At 69.6% G+C, this 19,200-nt stretch carries 15 protein-coding genes; 8 read left to right on the top strand and 7 right to left on the bottom strand.

Going from position 1 to position 19,200, the window contains the following annotated elements; genetic code table 11:
- Positions 1–329 precede the first annotated feature (329 nt).
- The 3 genes from GPZ80_RS33825 to GPZ80_RS25330 all read right to left on the bottom strand — a co-directional run bounded on the left by GPZ80_RS33825 (position 330) and on the right by GPZ80_RS25330 (position 6,707).
- On the bottom strand, positions 330–3,815 hold the full coding sequence (locus GPZ80_RS33825) for an FkbM family methyltransferase (RefSeq protein ID WP_187223578.1): 3,486 nt from the start codon (positions 3,813–3,815) through the stop codon (positions 330–332).
- A 164-nt stretch (positions 3,816–3,979) separates the two neighbouring features.
- Positions 3,980–5,323, bottom strand: coding sequence for a glutamine synthetase family protein (locus GPZ80_RS25335; RefSeq protein ID WP_187223577.1), 1,344 nt, complete (start codon positions 5,321–5,323; stop codon positions 3,980–3,982).
- Between the two features lie 133 nt (positions 5,324–5,456).
- Positions 5,457–6,707, bottom strand: a complete 1,251-nt coding sequence (locus tag GPZ80_RS25330; protein ID WP_246477471.1) for an MFS transporter — start codon at positions 6,705–6,707, stop codon at positions 5,457–5,459.
- An 80-nt stretch (positions 6,708–6,787) separates the two neighbouring features.
- Here GPZ80_RS25330 and GPZ80_RS25325 point away from each other — a divergent pair, with 80 nt between their 5' ends.
- The 5 genes from GPZ80_RS25325 to GPZ80_RS25305 are packed head-to-tail and all read left to right on the top strand — an operon-like array spanning position 6,788 to position 10,684.
- The gene (locus GPZ80_RS25325; RefSeq protein ID WP_187223575.1) at positions 6,788–7,744 is read left to right on the top strand and encodes a GlxA family transcriptional regulator; all 957 of its coding nucleotides are present in this window, start codon (positions 6,788–6,790) and stop codon (positions 7,742–7,744) included.
- 37 nt (positions 7,745–7,781) lie between these two features.
- Positions 7,782–8,489: an LppX_LprAFG lipoprotein gene (locus tag GPZ80_RS25320; RefSeq protein WP_187223574.1), complete on the top strand. Its 708-nt coding sequence runs from the start codon at positions 7,782–7,784 to the stop codon at positions 8,487–8,489.
- A 9-nt stretch (positions 8,490–8,498) separates the two neighbouring features.
- Positions 8,499–10,013: an MFS transporter gene (locus tag GPZ80_RS25315; RefSeq protein WP_187223573.1), complete on the top strand. Its 1,515-nt coding sequence runs from the start codon at positions 8,499–8,501 to the stop codon at positions 10,011–10,013.
- Between the two features lie 12 nt (positions 10,014–10,025).
- On the top strand, positions 10,026–10,298 hold the full coding sequence (locus GPZ80_RS25310; protein ID WP_187223572.1) for an AbrB/MazE/SpoVT family DNA-binding domain-containing protein: 273 nt from the start codon (positions 10,026–10,028) through the stop codon (positions 10,296–10,298).
- Positions 10,286–10,684, top strand: a complete 399-nt coding sequence (locus tag GPZ80_RS25305) for a type II toxin-antitoxin system VapC family toxin (RefSeq protein WP_187223571.1) — start codon at positions 10,286–10,288, stop codon at positions 10,682–10,684. Before GPZ80_RS25310 ends, GPZ80_RS25305 begins: the two co-directional genes overlap by 13 nt.
- A 55-nt stretch (positions 10,685–10,739) precedes the next feature.
- On the opposite strand, the gene GPZ80_RS25300 is transcribed toward GPZ80_RS25305, so the two are convergent.
- Positions 10,740–12,338: an alpha/beta hydrolase gene (locus GPZ80_RS25300; protein ID WP_187223570.1), complete on the bottom strand. Its 1,599-nt coding sequence runs from the start codon at positions 12,336–12,338 to the stop codon at positions 10,740–10,742.
- A gap of 146 nt (positions 12,339–12,484) precedes the next feature.
- Here GPZ80_RS25300 and GPZ80_RS33820 point away from each other — a divergent pair, with 146 nt between their 5' ends.
- Complete coding sequence (locus tag GPZ80_RS33820) at positions 12,485–13,255, top strand: GNAT family N-acetyltransferase (RefSeq protein WP_187223569.1); 771 nt, start codon at positions 12,485–12,487, stop codon at positions 13,253–13,255.
- A gap of 63 nt (positions 13,256–13,318) precedes the next feature.
- Positions 13,319–14,605 carry a glycoside hydrolase family 1 protein gene (locus GPZ80_RS25290; RefSeq protein ID WP_187223568.1) on the top strand — a complete coding sequence of 429 codons (1,287 nt, stop codon included), beginning with the start codon at positions 13,319–13,321 and terminating at the stop codon, positions 14,603–14,605.
- Between the two features lie 8 nt (positions 14,606–14,613).
- On the opposite strand, the gene GPZ80_RS25285 is transcribed toward GPZ80_RS25290, so the two are convergent.
- From GPZ80_RS25285 to GPZ80_RS25275, 3 genes are all read right to left on the bottom strand, one after another.
- On the bottom strand, positions 14,614–14,874 hold the full coding sequence (locus GPZ80_RS25285) for a Txe/YoeB family addiction module toxin (RefSeq protein ID WP_187223567.1): 261 nt from the start codon (positions 14,872–14,874) through the stop codon (positions 14,614–14,616).
- Entirely contained in the window at positions 14,871–15,113 is a 243-nt protein-coding gene (locus GPZ80_RS25280) for a type II toxin-antitoxin system Phd/YefM family antitoxin (RefSeq protein WP_222719849.1), read from the bottom strand. Before GPZ80_RS25280 ends, GPZ80_RS25285 begins: the two co-directional genes overlap by 4 nt.
- Positions 15,114–15,188: 75 nt before the next feature.
- Positions 15,189–16,745 (bottom strand): alpha/beta hydrolase, encoded by a 1,557-nt coding sequence (locus GPZ80_RS25275; protein WP_312880569.1) that lies wholly within the window; start codon positions 16,743–16,745, stop codon positions 15,189–15,191.
- Positions 16,746–16,848: 103 nt separating this feature from the next.
- Between GPZ80_RS25275 and secA2 the strand changes: the two genes are divergently transcribed.
- Complete coding sequence (secA2, locus tag GPZ80_RS25270; RefSeq protein ID WP_187223565.1) at positions 16,849–19,194, top strand: accessory Sec system translocase SecA2; 2,346 nt, start codon at positions 16,849–16,851, stop codon at positions 19,192–19,194.
- The last annotated feature ends 6 nt before the right edge of the window (positions 19,195–19,200 follow it).

The raw sequence follows: 19,200 nt of genomic DNA, 5'->3' as shown, positions 1-19,200 counted from the left end.
AAACAACACACGCACATCCGAATTAACCGCACCAAATAAGGAGCGACAGCATCAGAGGCTGGTATTGCTAACAAGTTTTGTGTCTGCATCGGACCCATGCGAGATCTAGTGATCCTTGCAGGGATTCCGGTTCAGGCAACGCCGCAGAACTTTACCCGGTTCGATTCGCGGTGTCAACCCGCTCGACCCGGTGGTGTCCGGCTCCTGAACACTACCAGAAGCTTTCTTCCACTCCGACTCCGCCAGGCTCTTGCGTCCTGTTCTGTTCGGCGCTCCGTGCGACAAGGAGAAAGTTACGCGGTAGCTGATCGCAAAGTCAAATCGGCTGGTCAGCGGCTTGTGGAGGGTCGGAGCCACAGGGTGCGCACCTGCCCGGTGAGTACCTCGTCGACCACGTCCTCCACCTTCACCGCACGTTCCTCACCCAGCCGCACCAGCTCGTAGCCCCAGGTGCGGAACTCCCTGAGGACCACACCGGGGTCGTCACCGTATTCCCTGGTCAGAGTCGCATCCACGGCCACGACGACGTGCGGTCGGTCCTTGCGCAGCCTGCGCACGAGACCCCCCAGGGCGCGGTGCCCGCGGCCCGGAACGTCGACTTTCACGACCGACAGACGCTGTTCGCGAGTGGCTTCCAGACCGTCGAGCTCGCGGTCCAGCCGAACGCCCGCGATCGGATATTCACCCGATGTGGTGGTGATCACCTTTTGTGGATCTTGTGGCCCGATGGCCAGCCCACCACCCGCCGCAGGGGTCCCCACCAGCGGAGACTGGCTGTCCCACGCCGCTCCCTCGATCATCACGAGGCGTTCCGCCACGGTGGGACTGACGTTCTCGGACACGTTGTGCCGCAACAGTTTCGCCGCCTCACCGGACGGTTCGACGACGGCGACGGTGCCACTGGTGCCGAGCCTGCCGAGCACGCGGATCGCGTGGTAACCGACATAGGCGCCGATGTCGAGGAAGACGCTGTCGGGCTCGATGAGCGAATCGACCAGCTCAGCGACGTCGGGCTCCCAGACCCCGTTGCTCGACAGCACCGGGGACATCACCGCGTCGTGCGCGGGCAGCCGCAGCAGGCCCGCGTCGCACAGGACGAGCGAGGTCGGCACGTCGGCCAGCTCCGGTGGAATCACCCGTTCGTGTTGGCGCACAACGACTCTGCGCAGCGCGTCGGTGGCCCGCAGGGCCTGATCCGAGGACCAGGTGCTCATCGCGACCCTGCTGTCGCGCTCGCCGAGGCGCTCGTTGAGCTTGGCCTCAAGGGCATCGATCCGGGCCTGCCCGGCCGCCAGCATCTCCGTGAGCGCGCGAAGGTGCTCGGGGTCCACCGTTGGCGGCGGGGTCTCCCGCACCTGAGTTGACAGCGCCTTGACCGCGCGGGTTCCCCGGCTGACCTCGCCGCGCAGCCGCACGACCTCCTCGCCATTCGCGGAGACCTGTTTGGACAGGTGTGCCCCGCGTTCGACCATCAGGTCGAGATCGGCGCGCAGCAGGTCGATGTCGTGGCCCGCGCCCGCGTTGGCCAGCTTCTCCTGGCGTTCGACCAGTTCGGCCGCGGTGCGCTCTACCCCGTCTATGAGCGAACTGAGGACCGACGTCAGGTGCTGGTCGTAGTGGTTGAGCACGCGCAGCACGGCCCGGCGCAGCTGTGGCGCCATCGGGATCCGGTGGCCGACGTCGGCGTCGGGCCTGCGCAGCAGGGCGTGCCGCGCGGCTCGGAGCGCGCGCAGCGGGTCGTCGTCGGCGGCCCCGGCGACCGCCCGACCCGCCCGCCAGCTGCGGTAGGCCAGCTCGATGCGCCTGCGGACGGCGGCGCCGGTGACGGCGGGCGCGAGGTTGTCGAGCAGGGACGTCCGGGCGGCCGAGCCGACCTTGTCGGCGGTGGCGTGGTCGTCGGCGAGGTCGCGGATGGCGCCGGCGATCATCGTGTCGGCGGCGAACTCGTCGGTGGGCAGCGCGACGCAGCCGTCGCCGCCGAGCAGGTCAGCACCCACTCCCCCGGCGATCGTGATGAGCGGGACACCCCGCAGCGACGTCTCGGTGAGCCAGGCGTTGACCTTCGCGGTGTCCGCGCAGCCCGGTTCGTGCAGCGAGATCGCCCAGTCCGCGGCGTCGACCGCGCGGTCGAAGGCCTCGGTGACCAGCCGGACGCGGCCGTTGCCCGCCGCCGAAGAGCGCAGCCGCTCGATGGTCTCGGTTCGCGCGCGCGATTCGGGGACGAGCAGCAGCAGCCGGACATCGGCGCGTTCGCCGAACGCCGCCGCGAACGCCGCGATGAGGTCGTCGGCGTGGTCGGCGAGCGCGACGAAGACCGGTGACGCGTCGAGGCCGAGCTTGGCCCGCGCGTCCTCCTTGGCGCCGTCGTCGCGGGCGCCCGGGTCGACGGCCGGGAGCGGCACGGTGTGGGTGGCGACGCCGTCGGGGGCCGGGGCCGAGGCGGGCCAGGCCAGCCAGCGCTCGTCGGCGCGTGGCGGGACCGGGCCGAACTCGTCGCGCACCACGATGACGTGCCGCTGCCGGGGTATCCCGGACGTGCCTCCGCAGGCGAGCACCACCGGGTACACGGGTTGGTCGGACGTCGGCAGCCCGGAGGCCCCGGCGGCCAGCCGGACCCGGTCGGCCAGCGGGCCGTCGCCGAGCACGGAGACGCCGATCTGATCGACCAGTGCGACCTCGGACTGGCCGGGCACCGCGCGCGGGTGGATCCGGCCGGTGAGGACGGCGTCTGTGGCGCACCAGTCCCGGAAGGCGGCGGCGTCGGCCCCGAAGGGGTCGGCGAAGCGTTCGCGCGGTTCCTCGTCGTCGCGCCACAGGGCGACCGCCCAGCGCGGCAGTTCGGGGTCGGGCGCGCAGGCCCAACGCAGGAAGCCCCCGGGGTCGGCGCCCGCGGCGGGTGGCTTGTCCCGGCCGGTCCTGGCCCGCCGGTACGCGGACCGCAGCGAATGGGGGAACGCGGTGCCGTCGGCGAGCGCGCCGAAGCGGACGGTGGGCTCGGGAGCTTCGCCCAGTTCGCCCGCGTACTCCGCGCAGATGCGGTTGAGCAGCGGGTGCTCGGAGAGCAGGACCCGCTGGTGGTCGGCGATGTCGGCGCTGAGCAGCCAGGGCCGGGTCGGGTCGAAGCCTGCGAAGTTGACCGACCGCAGCGGCGCTCCGCCCGAGGTCACCGAGCCATCGGCGGTCAGGGCGAGCGGCCGTTGGGCGGCGTTCCAGCGGGAGAGGCCCAGTCCGGGGTCGCGCAGGACGCGGTGGTCGACAAGGGCGGGGGCGCCGTCGAGGAACGCGCCCGCCGAGGCCGGGTCGGCGGTGGACGCCTCGGCCCACGAGTGCAGGAAATGCTCGGCACCGTGGGCGGCGACGACGAAGCCCTCGTCGTAAACACCTGCCGCGCGCAGGGCCTCGGCGTCGGGTCGCAGACCGTCGGCGGGCAGCGGGCGCAGCACCTTGGGCACGAGCGCCAGCGCCGCGTCGCCAAGATGCGGCACGAGCGGCGCGTAGACCCGGACCCATGGGTCGAGGTAGAGCACCGGACTGTCGTGCTTGCCGAGCAGCCACTCCATCAGCCGCGGCCGCAGCGCGACGCAGGCTTCGCGGGCGGTGTGACCGGTGGCGAGGACGGCGAGTTCGTCGGCGCCGATGCCCATGTCGGCGGGCACGATCACGCCGTCGGCGCGGGGCCCGTCGACGAGCAGCGTGACGAAGGTGGCGCTCGGGTGGTGGCGGCGGAAGGTCTCGGCGGCGATCCGGGCCGCGGGAAGATCCGCACACCCGACCACCGTGCAGCCGATCACCGGGGACACGTCGGGGGGAAGCACGGGGCCCAACCTAACCGCTTCAGCGTCGATCTTGGACCACCCGGTCGAGGGAAAATAGATCAAACCCGCCACATCCGTGAGTCCCCAACTCCCGACGGTGAGTTCTCATTTGGCCTGCGGGCGCGAACTGAGGACTCATTGTCGGGAGTTGGGGACTCGCGGGTTTACAGGACGGGGAGGAGGGAACGGAGTTCGTAGGGGGTGACGCTGCGGCGGTAGGCGTCCCATTCGGTGCGCTTGTTGCGGAGGAAGAAGTCGAAGACGTGCTCGCCCAGGGTCTCGGCGAGCAGCTCGGAGTTCTCCATCTCGGCCAGGGCCTCACCCAGGTTCTGCGGGAGGTTGGCGTAGCCGGCGGCACGGCGCTCGGCGTCGGACAGCGACCAGACGTCGTCCTCGGCGGCGGGCGGCAGCTCGTAGCCCTCGGCGACCCCCTTGAGGCCCGCGGCGAGGATCACCGAGTAGGCCAGGTACGGGTTGCACGCGGAGTCCAGCGAGCGGATCTCCACTCGGCGCGACGACGCCTTGCTCGGCGAGTACATCGGCACCCTGACCAGCGCGGACCGATTGGCGTGGCCCCAGCAGACCGCGGTCGGGGCCTCGCCGCCGACGATGAGCCGCTTGTAGGAGTTCACCCACTGGTTGGTGATCGCGGAGATCTCCCGGGCGTGCTTGAGCAGGCCCGCGACGAACGCCTTGCCGGTGGCGGAGAGCTGGTACGGGTCCTCGCTGTCGTAGAAGGCGTTGCGGTCGCCCTCGAACAGGCTGACGTGGGTGTGCATGCCGGAGCCGGGCTGGTCGGAGAACGGCTTGGGCATGAAGGAGGCGAACACGCCCTGGGTGAGCGCGACCTCCTTGACCACGTAGCGGAACGTCATGACGTTGTCGGCCATGGTCAGGGCGTCGGCGTAGCGCAGGTCGATCTCCTGCTGGCCGGGCGCGCCCTCGTGGTGGCTGAACTCGACCGAGATGCCCATCGCCTCGAGGGTCTCGATGGCGTGCCTGCGGAAGTGCGTCGCGGTGGCGTGGCTGGCCTGGTCGAAGTAGCCGCCGTTGTCCGCGGGGGTCGGCTCCCTGCCGTCGACCGGGATGTCCTTGAGCAGGAAGAACTCGATCTCCGGGTGCACGTAGCAGGTGAACCCGGCCTCGCTCGCCTTGGACAGGGTCCGCCGCAGGACGTGGCGCGGGTCGGCCCAGGAAGGCGAGCCGTCGGGCATCGCGATGTCGCAGAACATCCGCGCCGAGTAGGGCTCGCCTTCCGGGGTCTCCCACGGGAGGACCTGGAAGGTGGCCGGGTCGGGGCGCGCGATCATGTCGGACTCGTAGACCCGGGAGAACCCCTCGATCGCCGAGCCGTCGAAGCCGATGCCCTCGGCGAACGCGCCTTCCAGCTCGGCCGGTGCCACGGCCACCGACTTGAGGAAACCGAGAACGTCGGTGAACCACAGCCGGACGAACCGGATGTCGCGCTCCTCTAGCGAGCGCAGCACGAATTCTTGCTGGCGATCCATAAGCGCAGCCTAGACGGGCCGGCCTCCCCCGAGGGCCAAGCCAGGGTCGCGCGCCCTGTGACCTAAGGGACCGTGACGGCGATCGACCACGGTGACCCACTGACCGCTGCTGAACAAACCGACGTGACCCGACTCAAGAATTCCGGGGTGGCGGGACGAGCATGGACATCACAGCGGCGATCGCGCAGAGGCCGCCCGCGACGTACCAGGCCAGGTCATAGCTGCCGTGGTGGTCGCGGGTGAGTCCGGCGCCGAGCGCGGCGATTGCGGCGCCGACCTGGTGGGAGGCGAATACCCAGCCGAACACGATCGGGCCGTCGGCGCCGAAGGCCCGGCGGCAAAGGGCGACGGTGGGCGGCACGGTGGCGACCCAGTCCAGGCCGTAGAAGACGATGAACGCCCACATCGGCGGCTCGGTCGTGGCGGCGAACAGGTGCGGGAGCACGAGCAGGGACGCGCCGCGCAGGCTGTAGTAGACGGCGAGCAGGACGCGCGGGTTGACCTTGTCGGTGAGCCAGCCGGACAGGATCGTGCCCGCGACGTCGAAGACGCCGACCAGGGCGAGCAGGCCCGCGGCGGTGGTGGGCGGCATGCCGTGGTCGTGGGCGGCGGGGACGAAGTGGGTGCCGATCAGCCCGTTGGTGGACGCGCCGCAGATCGCGAAGCCGCCTGCGAGGAGCCAGAAAGTGCGGGTGCGCGCGGCGCTCCTCAACACCGTGATCGCGCGCATCGCGGTGCGATCGGCGGTGGCGGAGACCGGGGGCGGGTCGAGCGGGTCCGCGCCGTAGGCGGTGGTGCCGACGTCGGCAGGGTTGTCGCGCAGGGCCAGCAGCACGAGCGGGACGACGGCGAGCGCGGCGATGGAGACGGTCATGCTCGCGGTGCGCCAGCCGCTGTCCTCGGCGAGGTGGGCGACCAGCGGCAGGAAGACGAGCTGCCCGGCCGCGCCCGCGGCGGTGAGGACCCCGCTGACCAGGCCTTGCTTCGCGACGAACCAGCGGGAGGTGATGGTGGCGACGAAGGCGAGTGCCATCGCGCCGGTGCCGGTGCCGACGCAGACGCCCCACAGCAGCAGCAGTTGCCAGGTCTCGGTCATGAAGACCGTCAGGCCGCTGCCCGCGGAGACCAGCAGGAGCGCACCCGCGACGACCTTGCGCATGCCGAGCCGTTCCATGAGCGCGGCGGCGAAGGGTGAGATCAGCCCGAACAGGATGAGATTGATCGACACGGCACCCGAGATGGTGGCGGTCGACCAGCCGAACTCGCGGTGCAGCGGGTCGATGAGCACGCTCGGCGCGGCGCGGAAGCCCGCGGCTCCGACGAGGGCGACGAAGGCGACGGCCGCGACGATCCAGGCCCGGTGCAGGCGGGGACGGACATCCAGTTGGGTCACGCGCCTCAGCCTGTTGGTTCGTCGGACATCGAACAAGTGGCCTGATTGCCACTATGTGAAAGAATTCGGCCATGACGCATCGGGTGGCCGTGCTGGCGGTGGACGAGGCGGTGGGCTACGACCTGTGCATCCCGCCGCAGATCTTCAACGCCTCGCTGGACGCGGACGGGTCGCCGCTCTATGAGGTCGTGGTGTGCGGCGTGGACGCGAAGCCCGTGTCGGTGACCGCCGGGTTCACCGCCGTGCTCGACCACGGACCGGAAGCCCTGGCCTGGGCGGATACTGTGATCGTGCCGGGCACCCGCGCGCCGGGGCCGAGGCACGACGGCACGCTGCCCGGCCCGCTGGCCGACGCCTTCGCGCTGATCCGGCCTGGCACCCGGGTCATGTCGATCTGCACCGGCGCGTTCGTCCTGGGTGCCGCGGGCATCCTCGACGGCCGTCCCGCGACGACCCACTGGCGCTTCGTAGACCAGTTCCGTGCTCTATATCCGGCAGTCCATCTCGACCCGGATGTGCTGTTCGTCGACGACGGCGACGTGCTGACCTCCGCGGGCCTGAGCGCGGGCATCGATCTGTGTCTGCACGTGGTGCGGTCCGACCACGGCAGCGAGGTCGCGAACCGCGCGGCGCGGTACTGCGTGGTGCCGCCGTGGCGCGAGGGCGGGCAGTCGCAGTTCATCGACCGGCCGCTGCCCGTGGGCGCGGGCGGCGTCTCGGCGACTCGGGCGTGGGCGCTCGACCGGCTGCACGAGTCGCTGGAACTGAGCACGCTCGCCGCCCACGCGAAGATGAGCGTGCGGACCTTCTCCCGGCATTTCCGCGCGGAAACGGGTGAGTCGCCCGGCACCTGGCTGATCCAGCAGCGCGTCCGGCACGCGCTGCGCCTGCTGGAGACGACGGACCTGCCGATAGACCAGGTGGCCGAACGGTCGGGGCTGCGGAGCGCGACATCGTTGCGCCAGCACATGCGGGCCGCGGTCGGTGTGTCACCGCTCGCGTATCGCAAGACGTTCCGGACCGGCTGAGACACGGTCTCAGCCCGCTGGCCCTACGATGCGCACCATGGTCACGCGCCGGATCTTCCTTGGGGCCCTCGCGCTCACCGCGGCCCTCGCCGCTGGGTGCACATCGGACACGGACGCACCCGGGGGCGCGAGCCTGCCGGACGGTGCGACGCTGATGAAGGACGCCGCCGCGGCGACGCGCGACGTCCGCAGCGCGCACTTCACCCTCAAGGTCAACGGGACGGTCGCGGCCATCCCCGTGCAGAACGCCGAGGGCGACCTGACCCGCGAAGGCGGACCGTCGGGCGCGGCGAAGGGCACGGTCAAGCTGACCCTGATGGGCCAGCTCATCGAGGGCGAGTTCGTCCTCGTCGACGACTCCCTCTACATCAAGGGCCCCACCGGCGGCTTCCAGAAGTACCCGGCGGCGCTGACGTCGAACCTGTACGACCCGTCGGCGATCCTGAACCCCGACAAGGGCATCGCGAACGTGCTCGCGCAGATCAAGGACCCGAAGACCGAGGCCAAGGAAGACGTCGACGGCGTGTCGACCTACCGGGTCAAGGGCCGCGGCGCCCAGGACGTGGTCTCGGCGATCGTGCCCGGCGTGACCTCCGATGTCGACGTCACCTTCTGGCTGCGCGAGGACAGCAAGCTGCCGGTCAAGGCCTCGGTGAAGCTGCCCGCGTCCGACGGCGGCGAGGCGACGGTCGACCTGACGCTGTCCGACGTGGGCAAGCCGGTCACCATCACCGCCCCGGCCTAGGCCCGGTCGATGACGGGAACCACCAGGCGCGGCCGCTCGATCGCGATAGGCGCCGGCGGGCTCGCGGTGCTGCTCGGCGCGCTGGACACCTATGTGGTGGTCAGCGTGATCCGGCAGATCATCGAGGACCTGCAGATCCCGATCAACCGGCTGGAGAAGGTGACCCCGATCGTCACGGGGTACCTGCTCGGCTACATCGCGGCGATGCCGCTGCTGGGCCAGGCCTCGGACCGGTTCGGCCGCAAGCTGCTGCTGCAGCTGTGTCTACTCGGGTTCCTCGTGGGCTCCGTGGTCACCGCGCTGTCCGGTGACCTGACGGTGTTGGTCACCGGCCGGGTGATCCAGGGCGTCGCGAGTGGGGCGCTGCTGCCGGTGACGATGGCGCTGGCCGCGGACCTGTGGGCGGAGAACCGCCGCTCGACGGTGCTCGGCGCTGTCGGCGCGGCGCAGGAACTCGGGAGCGTGCTGGGGCCGCTGTACGGGGTGGCGATCGCGAGTCTTCCGCTGTGGGCCGACATCTCCGGCTGGCGTGCGGTGTTCTGGGTGAACGTCCCGCTGGCGGTGATCGCGATGGTGGCGGTCCAGCTGACGGTGCCCGCGCACCAGCGCGCAGAGAACCCCGTGCGGGTGGACGTGGTCGGTGGGCTGCTGCTCGCGGTGACACTCGGGCTGGCCGTGATCGGCCTCTACAACCCGACCCCGCGCGATGCGGTGCTGCCCTCGTGGGGTCCGGCGATGCTTGTCGGCGCGGTGGTGGCGCTGGTGGCGTTCCTGCTGTGGGAGCGGCGCGCGCGGACCAAGCTGATCGACCCGGCCGGGGTGTCCATGCGGCCGTTCCTGGCCTCGCTCGGCGTGTCCGCGGCGGCCGGAGCGGCGCTGATGGTGACGCTGGTGAACGTCGACCTGTTCGCCCAGTCGCTGCTTGGCGACGACGACAGCGGCGCGGTGTTCGTCCTGCTGCGCTTCCTGATCGCGCTGCCGATCGGCGCGCTGGTGGGCGGTTTCGCGGCGGCGCGGTACGGCGACCGGATCGTGACGGTCATCGGGATGCTGGTCGCCGGAGTCGGGTACCTGCTGATGTCTCGGTGGACCGTTGACGTCGAGTCGACGACGCACGTGCTGGGACTGCCCACTTTGGACACTGATCTCGCGGTGGCCGGGTTCGGGCTCGGGCTGGTCATCGCCCCGCTGTCGGCGGCGGTACTGCGCGTGGTTCCCGCTGAGCGGCACGGGGTTGCGTCCGCCGCCGTGGTGGTCGCGCGGATGACGGGGATGCTCGTGGGTGTCGCGGCGCTGTCGGCGTGGGGACTGCACCGATTCCACAGCCTGACAGCGAATCTGAGCCCGCCGCTGCCGTTCGGGATGGACGAGGCGGAGTTCGCCCGGCAGATGGCGGCGTACACGACCCAGCTGAAGCAGGCCCTGGTCACGCAGTACACCGACATCTTCCTGATCACGTCGATCGTGTGCGCGGCGGGTGCGGTGCTGGCACTGCTGATCACTTCGAAGCGGCGCGAAAGCTGATACGCTTTACTTATGGGCACCGAGGTAAAGCAACATGATGGCGAGCCCGTGCGCACGACGAAGGTCAGCAGCAAGAATCAGGTCACGCTGCCGGTGGCCGCGCTTGCCGCAGCTCACGTGCGGCCTGGCGACGTCTTACGGGTGGAAGTCGAAGCAGATGGCGTCTTCCGGCTCATCCGACACTCCGATCCATTTCTCGACGCCCTGAACGAACTCGCGGGCTCCGCTCCAGGCCTTTCCGAGGCCACCAATCTTGAAGAACTGAGGAACGAGTGGGACCGGTAGTCCTGGACGCGAGCGTCATCATCGCCGTCTTCGACCCGCTCGACACGCATCATCTGCCCGCGCTGAGCGCGATCCAGCGGGCGCATGCCGATGGCCATCGATTCCTTGTCCCTGCCTCCGTGCTGGCAGAGGTGCTGGTGGGAGAGGCCAGGCGCAACGGCGGGATCGTGGAACACCGGACGGCCGCTGTGAGCCGTCTCTTCGGCGCGTGCAGAGTCATCGACGAAGAAGTCGCCGCCGGCGCGGCGCGGCTTCGTGCCCGTCATCGCGCGCTCCGTTTGCCCGACGCGTTGGTCATCGCTGTCGCGGTGGTCGATGGGGCGACCTCGATCGTGACCGCCGACAAGCGTTGGGCGGGAATCGACCCGAGGGTCGAGGTGCTCTAAACGGGCCCAAGACGCGGTCGCGCCCGCACCGGCGGACGCGACCGTGTCGCAGCGGCTAGCCAGCGGCCGGGAACAGTGGAGCGTCGGTCTGGCACACCGTGCCGGGGACCGGGAGCTTCCGGTGGATCAGGTAGGACTCGAACTTCCCGGTGACGCACTCGCTCATCCGCAGGGTGCCGTGGCCCCAGCCGTCGAGGGTCAGCATCCGCGAACCCTTCATCAGGCCGTTGAGGGCACGGGCGCCGCTGATCGGGGTCGCCGGGTCGTGGGTGTTGCCGACGATGAGCAGCGGTGTCGACGTCCTGACCGTGTACGGGCCGCGGAACGCCGACTTCGACGAGCCCGGCCAGTTGACGCACGGCGAGGAGATCCACGACCACAGCTCCCCGAAGCCGGGGCCGTTGGCCTCGGCGTGGGCGGCGGAGCGGACCGGGGCTTCGCGGTCGGTCGGGTTGACACTGTCGGCACACAGGACGCCGTGGAACGTCGGGGCGATCACCTCGTCGCCGAAGGTCGGGACCGCGGGACGCTCGGCGGCGCGGAGCTTCTTCCACGTGTCACCCGCGCGGCTCGGCACCCGGGCGGCGCCGAAGATCTGCTGGTGCATGGCCTCGACGAAGTCCATGATCAGCGGGTAGTTGCCCGGGCGGTACATCGCGCCGAGCAGGGTCCCCATGACCTCCTGGTAGTTGAGCTTGCCGTCCGGCGTGTCGACGTCACCCTGCTTGAGCCGCTCGACGACCCTGTGAAACTTGCCGCTCGCCTGGCCCGCGGCCGGGCACCGGGCCACGCCGACGCGGTCGCACTCGGCGAACGCGCTGTGCAGCGACTCCCAGGCGCCGTACTCGCTGCCGAACCGGGCGGACGCGACGTACTTGGCATCGTCACCGCGGCCGGTGGACCAGGCGACCGGGTCGAGCACTCCGTCGACGATGAGCGCACGCACCTTGTTCGGGTACATCGCGGCGTAGGTGGCGCCGAGGACGCTGCCGTAGGAGATGCCGTAGTAGTTCAGCTGCCGGTCCCCGACGGCCTGGCGCATCAGGTCCATGTCGCGCGCGGTGTCGGCGGTCGACATGTGGTCGAGGATCTCGTTGCCGCGTTTGTCGCACAGGCCTCGGTAGAAGTCGTCGAACGCCAGTTGGGCGGTCACTTCGCTTGCGCTGCGCGGGAAGGCCGCCGCCGGCGCGGGCGGGCCCGGCGGGTCTTGCGGCGCGGCGGCGCAGACGACGGGCTCGCTGCCGCAGCCCTCGGTCAGGCAGTTGCGCTCACCGGCGATGCCGCGCGGGTCGATGCCCACGATGTCGAACCGCTGCCGGGTGCTCGCACCGAGCATGTCGCCCGCGCCGATGGCGAAGTCCGCGGCGGAACCACCGGGGCCACCGTTGTTGATGAACAGCGTGCCGATCCTGCGGTTCGGTTGGTCCGCGGGCCGCTTGACCAGCCGCAGGCTGATCTTCTTGGCCCGCGGGTCGGCGTAGTCCAGCGGCACGGGCACCATCGCGCACCGCAGGTGCTTGTCGTCCGGGCACTGCTGCCACTGGATCTTCGGCACGGGCAGGTGCGCGGCGTCGGCCGCCGCGATCGGCGGCGCCACCGCGGACGCCAAGGCGACCGCGACCCCCACTGCCAGGACTCTCTTTTTCTGCGACATTCGGGTTCCCCTCTGAGTTTTGTGATCCCGAAGCCACTGTGTCCCGGCCGAGGACGCGGGTACCCCTGACTTTCGTCTGGACTTGGTCAGCCTGGGGGATGGTTAATTCGCATCCGTGAGGCTGATGCCTGAGCCATGATGAGCGGGTGGACACAAATGCTTCGCTGCGTCGGATCGCGGCGTTCGAGGACCGGTTCGCCCGGGTGCAGGCGACCGGGATCGTCGAGTTCGGCTGGGGACACGCGTTGCTGCAGCACGACTATCCGGCGTCCTGGCACCACAACCGGGTCATAGTGACGGGGGCAGTCGATCCCGCGGTGGTGATCGCCGCCGCCGACAAAGTGTTGGGCGACAACGGACACGCGCACCGGCTGGTCAACTTCACCGACGGGCCCCGAGGCGCCGCGGCGGAAGAGGCGTTCGCCGCGGCGGGATACGAGGCGGAGCGGATCGTCACGATGATCCACTCCGGGGAACTGCCCGCGCGGGTCCGCGGCCCGGTCGAGGCGCTCACGTTCGACGAGTTGCGGCCATCGATGTTGGAGGACTGGAAGGCGGACTTCCCCGGCGACAGCGAGCAGTCCCACGCGCAACTTGCCGACCGGGTGCGGCTCTACTCGCGCGGCGCCGACGTCACGTTCCTCGGTGTCCGCGACGCGTCCGGGGAGGTGGTGGCCCGCGGCGAACTGTGCGTGTCGGAGGGGTTGGCGCAGTTCGAGAACATCATCACCCGGCCGGAGCACCGGGGTATGGGGTACGCGAGGGGCCTGGTGACCGAGGCGCTGCACCGGGCCCGGGGCGCGGGCTGCGACCTGTCCTTCCTCACCGCGGAGGCCACGGGCTGGCCGCGCGAGTGGTATCGGCGGATGGGCTATCGGGACGCCTACGAGGTTCACTATTTCCAGCGAACCCCCTGACCGACGGATGCGAAATCGCTTCATCTCTGGCTGAGTGGGTGATCCCTAGCCGGAGGGTGATCCATGTCGCGCCTGCTGCCCCTGTTCGCGGTCGTCGTCCTGCTGCTCGGGTTGGGTGCTGTGCCCGCCCAGGCGAGTCCCATACCACAGGGCTTCCACTGGGGTGTCTCACTGTCCGGCTTCCAGTCGGAGGGCTTCGCGCCCGACAGCAACTGGCGGCGCTACGTCGAGCAGGGCACGTCGGCGATCAAGCATCCGTACCGCGACGCCGTGGACTTCCGGCACCGGTACGCCTCGGACATCGAACTGGCACGACAGCTCGGTGTGAACACGTTCCGGTTCGGCGTCGAGTGGGCGCGCGTGCAGCCCCGGCCCGGCCAGTGGGACGAGACGGAACTGGCGTACTACGACGACGTCGTGGCGAAGGTCCGCGCGGCGGGGATGACGCCGATGATCACGCTGACGCACTTCGTGCACCCCGGCTGGGTCGTGGACCAGGGCGGTTGGGTGAACCCCCGCACGGTTACCGACTGGCTGGTCTACGCGCGCGCGATCGCCACCCGCTACCGCGGCCTCGGCGCTTTGTGGATCACGTTCAACGAACCGACCCAGTACCGGCACCACGAGCGGCAGAACGGCGGCGTCGGCGTGTTCGAGGCGGGCACGATGATGACCAATCTGGTGGCCGCGCACCGGGCCGGGTTCGACGTGATCCATGAGGTCGACCCGGGGAGCCGGGTCAGCAGCAACATCGCCTACCTGCCGCCACCGTTGCAGGGGTTCGCGGACGCGGACTTCCTCAACCGGGTCGGAGACAAACTCGACTTCGTCGGGATCGACTACTACTACGGGCTGAGCCTGGACAACCTCACGGCGATCCATGGGGCGAGCGGTGAGTTCTGGAAGATCGCGCCGCAGCCGGATGGGATCTATTACGCGCTCAAGGAGTACCAGCGGCAGTATCCGCGACTGCCGTTGTACATCGTGGAGAACGGGATGCCGACCGACAACGGGGCGCGGGCGGATGGGTACAGCCGGGCTGCGCACCTGCGTGACCACTTGTATTGGGTGCAGCGGGCGATGGCTGAGGGTGTTCAGGTGATCGGCTACAACTACTGGAGCCTGACTGACAACTACGAGTGGGGCGACTACCGGGCTCGATTTGGGTTGTACACAGTGGACGTTCTGACTGATCCGTCGTTGACTCGGCGGCCTACGGATGCGGTGGCGGCGTATCGGGAGACGATCGCCGCCGGCGGGGTGCCTGCGGACTATGTGCCGGTGCGGCGGCCCGCTTGGTGTGTGTTCGCCGACCTTCGGACGTGCCTGACTCGGCCTCCTGTGCGGTGAGCCAGGACCTACCGGCTGTAGTGGTACCGACAAGCGGCGATCCGAATATCGTCGTCCGCGATCTTGTAGATCAGTCGGTGCTCATCGGTGATGCGGCGCGACCAATAACCCTGGAAACCATGCTTCAAGGGTTCGGGCTTACCGATTCCCTCGTTTCCGTTGCGTCCGATGTCTTTGATCAACTCGTTGATCCGCTTGAGGACCTTCCGATCCTCGGTCTGCCACCAGAGGTAGTCAGCCCAGGCATGCTCGTCCCAGATGAGCCTCATTCAACAATGTCGTGCTGTGCACCGCCGCCGGACTCCAGTCGCTCGATCGCGGTGATCAGCCGACGCGCGTTCTCAGGACTGCGCAGTAGGTATGCCGTCTCTTTGAGTGACTGGTAATCGTCAAGCGACACAATCACGACAGGTTCGTGACCGGCGCGGGTGATCACGACTTCCTCGCGGTCGTTGACGACCGAGTCGAGCGTCTCGGCGTACTTCGCGCGAGACTCGGAGTAACTCATGGTCTTCACTAGCACTCCTCCTTTCGACGTACAAGATACTGTACGTCGCCGAGCGCGGCTCGGCAAGGCCCTGGCTCAGCCCTTGCAGCGCAAGCCGTCGGCCGGGAGCGTGAGGTCGACCAGATAGCGGGTGCCCGCGTCGTCCACGCACTTGTCGCCCTGCATGAAGACGGTGTGTTGGGTGGCCTCGTAGGTCAGCAGCCTGCCGCCGATGGCCTTCGCCAGGTTCACGCCCGCCGTGTAGGGCGTGGCCGGGTCGCCGGTGGTGGAGATGACGAGCGTCGGTGGCAGACCCTCCACCTTGGGTTGGTGCGGTTCGCTGGTGTTGGGGACCGGCCAGAACGCGCACGAGTCCAGGGCGGGCAGGGGTGGGTCGGTGGCCGACATGAACGAGTCCTTGGTGCCCTCGATGATCCGTCGGGTCGCGTCCTCCACCTGTGCCCGGTCCGTGATTCGAGGCTCATCCACGCAGCGCACGGCTACCAGTGCGGCCATCGTCGACGTGTAGCTCCCGTCGGTGTCGCGGCCCAGGTACAGGTCAGCGAGCAGCAGCAGCTGACTGCCGTCGCCCTTGGCCAGAGCCGACAGTGCGGCCGAGAGGAATGACCAGGTCTCGTCGCTGTAGAGGGCGGCGGCGACGCCGGTGGTGGCGTCGCTCGCCGAGAGCTGGCGGTCGCCCACGGCCAGCGGCTGCTTCTTGAGGGTCTCCAGAAGTTCACGCAATCGGGTCTCGTCCTTGACGACGCAGGACTGCTTGGGCCCGCACCACGCCAGGTAGGCGTCCAGGGCCTTGTCGAAGCCCGTGATCTGGCCGATGGCCTGGCTGACCGGGTCCTCCAGCGGGTCGACCGCGCCATCGAGGACCAGGGCACGGACGTTGCCGGGGAAGGCCTCGGCGTAGGCGGTGCCGATGCGGGTGCCGTAGGAGTAACCCACATAGGTGAGCTTCTCGTCGCCCAGGGCCGAGCGCAGGACGTCCATGTCGCGGGCGACATCGCGGGTGCCGACGTTGGCCAGGACCTCCGCGCCGCCGCTGCGCTCGGCGCATTTGCCTGCGAACTCCTTGTTCTCGGTCTCCTCCTCGGCGACAGTCGTGTTGTCCGGCTCGACGCGGTCCTTGTCCATCTCCGAGTCGGTCAGGCACCGGATCCGCGGCTCGCTGACGCCGATCCCGCGCGGGTCGAACCCGACGAGGTCGAATTTCTCCGCCAGCTCGGTGTCCGCGATCCGTTCCGCGATCGAGGCGGCCGCGGTCATCCCGGAGACGCCCGGGCCACCCGGGTTGATCACCAGGGAACCGACCTTGGCGCCCGTCGCCTGCTTGCGCAGCAGGCCGATGGTGATCGTCCGCCCATCGGGCTTGGCGTAGTCCAAAGGCACGCTGAGCAGGGCACACCTGACGCCCTCGTCGCCAAAGGTGCGCTTGCTCTCGTCGTCGTGCGCCAGTGGTCTGCACGCTCGCCAAGTCAGGGTCTGCCCGTAGAACCGGTCCAGCCCGGCGGGCACCGGGCCCTTCGGACCGAGGGTCTCGGAGTCACCCGCCACGGGGTTTCCGGAGACCTGCGCGCTGCACGAGCTCAGCGCGGCCACCACCATCAGGAGCATCAGCCTGCTCAGCCTGTGTCGGAACACCCGACCAGTGTGTCAGCCGGGAACTCATCCGCCACACTTCGCCGTTAGGTGACAGGGTCGACAATGGCGTCACTTGCGAGACGAACGAGAGGTGGCCGGAGACGTGGCTGCGTTTCTGACACGGGTCAAGGGCCTGTTCCAGCATCTGATGGAACGGCCCTCGACGGTCGACCTCAAGAAGTACACCGAGGTCCTTACCTCCATCGAGTGGCGCGAAGAGCGGGTCGCGAAGCTCACCGACGCCGAGCTGACCGAGGCCGCGGGCGAGCTTCGGGAGAAGGCGCTGGGCGGGCTCGACGCGCACGGCATGGTCGAGCTGTGCGCGCTCGGCCGTGAGGCCGCCCGCCGGGGCCTCGATCAGCGGCCCTACGACATGCAGCTCGTCGGCGCCATGGAGCTGCTGCACGGCCGCGTGGTCGAGATGGGCACCGGTGAGGGCAAGACGCTCGCGGGCGCGCTGGCCGCCGCCGGATACGCGCTGCAGGGCCGGGCCGTGCACGTCATGTCGGTCAACGACTACCTGGCCCGCCGCGACGCCGAGTGGATGGCGCCGGTCTACGAGCTGCTCGGCGTGTCCGTGGGCTGGGTCGACCAGGAGTCGACCCCCGGTGAGCGGCGCATCGCCTACGGCAAGGACGTCACCTACGGCGCGGTCAGTGAGATCGGTTTCGACGTGCTGCGCGACCGGCTGTGCACCGACGTCGAAGACCTGGTCCACCGCGAGCCCGACGTGGCACTGATCGACGAGGCCGACTCGGTGCTGGTCGACGAGGCCCGGGTCCCGCTGGTGATGGCCGGGTCCACCGACGACTCCCAGGGCGACCCCGAGGTCGCGGCGATCGTCCGCACGCTGCGCCCGGGCCGCGACTACGAGCGCGACGAGGACAACCGCAACGCGTGGCTGACCGGCCGCGGCGCGAAGATCGTGGAGAAGGCGCTCGGCGGCCTGGACCTGTACTCCGGCGACCACAGCGACCGGCTCGCCGCGGTCAACGCCGCCCTGCACGCGCACGCCCTGCTGCAGCGCGACGTCGACTACATCGTGCGCGACGGCAAGGTCCACCTGATCAACACCTCCCGCGGCCGGATCGCGCTGCTGCAGCGCTGGCCGGACGGGCTGCAGGCCGCGGTCGAGGCCAAGGAGCGGCTCGACCCGACCGAGAGTGGCGAGGTCCTCGACTCGATCTCCGTGCAGGGACTCGTGGGCCGCTACCAGCGGGTTTGCGGCATGACCGGCACCGCGACGGCGGTCAGCGAGCAGCTGCGGGAGTTCTACGACCTCAAGGTGTCGGTGATCCCGCCGAACAAGCCGTGCGTGCGGGTCGACGAGCCCGACCGGATCTACGACACCGTCGAGGCCAAGGAGACCGCGCTGGTCGCCGAGATCGTCGAACAGCACGAGACAGGCAGGCCGATCCTGGTCGGCACGCTCGACGTGGCCGAGTCCGAGCGGATCTCCGAGAAGCTGACCGCGGCCGGGGTGACCACGGTCGTCCTCAACGCGAAGAACGACGCGGAGGAAGCCGCGATCGTCGCCGACGCGGGCGCGCACGCCGCGGTCACGGTGTCGACGCAGATGGCCGGACGCGGCACCGACATCAAGCTCGGCGGCGCGGACGGCGACGAGAACGACCACGACAAGGTCGCCGATCTGGGTGGACTCTTCGTGATCGCCTCCGGGCACTACTCCAGCAGCAGGCTCGACAACCAGCTGCGCGGCCGGTCCGGTCGCCAGGGCGACCCGGGGCGGTCGGTGGTGTTCGCCAGCCTCGGCGACGACCTGATCGCCCAGTACGCGCCGGACGCCACCGCGGGCGCCGACCCCGCCGAGGACGGCAGGCTCGAAGACCAGACCTCGAAGCGGTTCATCGAGCACGCCCAGCGGGTCGCCGAGGGTGTGCATCTCGACATCCACCGCAACACGTGGCGCTACACCCGGCTCATCGAGCACCAGCGCGGCCTGGTCCTGGCCTACCGCGACGACGTGCTGCGCACCGACCTCGCCGCCGAGCAGCTCAAGGAACAGTGCCCGGACCGGTGGGAGAAGCTCGCCAAGGACGTGCCCGAAGACGTGCTGACGGTCGCGGCGCGGCAGATCCTGCTGTTCCACCTCGACCAGCGCTGGTCGCGGCACCTGGCGTTCCTGTCCGACGTGCGGGAGACCATCCACCTGCGCGCGCTGGCCAGGGAGACCCCGATCGACGAGTTCCACCGCGCGGCGATCGGCGAGTTCAAGGGCATCCTCAAGGAGATCCGCGAACTGGCGGTCGAGACATTCGAGGAAGCCGAGATCACCGCCGACGGCGTCGACCTGACCGCGGCCGGGCTGCGCAGGCCGACCTCGACGTGGACCTACCTGGTGCACGACAATCCGTTCGACTCCGACGCGGAGCAGGCACTGCAGCGAGTCCGGGCGGCCATCAGGAACGTGAAGGCCGGGAAGGGCTAGTCTGAG

The organism is Actinokineospora xionganensis, assembly GCF_014323725.1.
Lineage (GTDB): Bacteria > Actinomycetota > Actinomycetes > Mycobacteriales > Pseudonocardiaceae > Actinokineospora > Actinokineospora xionganensis.
The sequence above is the reverse complement of the archived record's forward strand: the minus strand, read 5'-3'. Positions and strand labels throughout refer to the sequence as shown.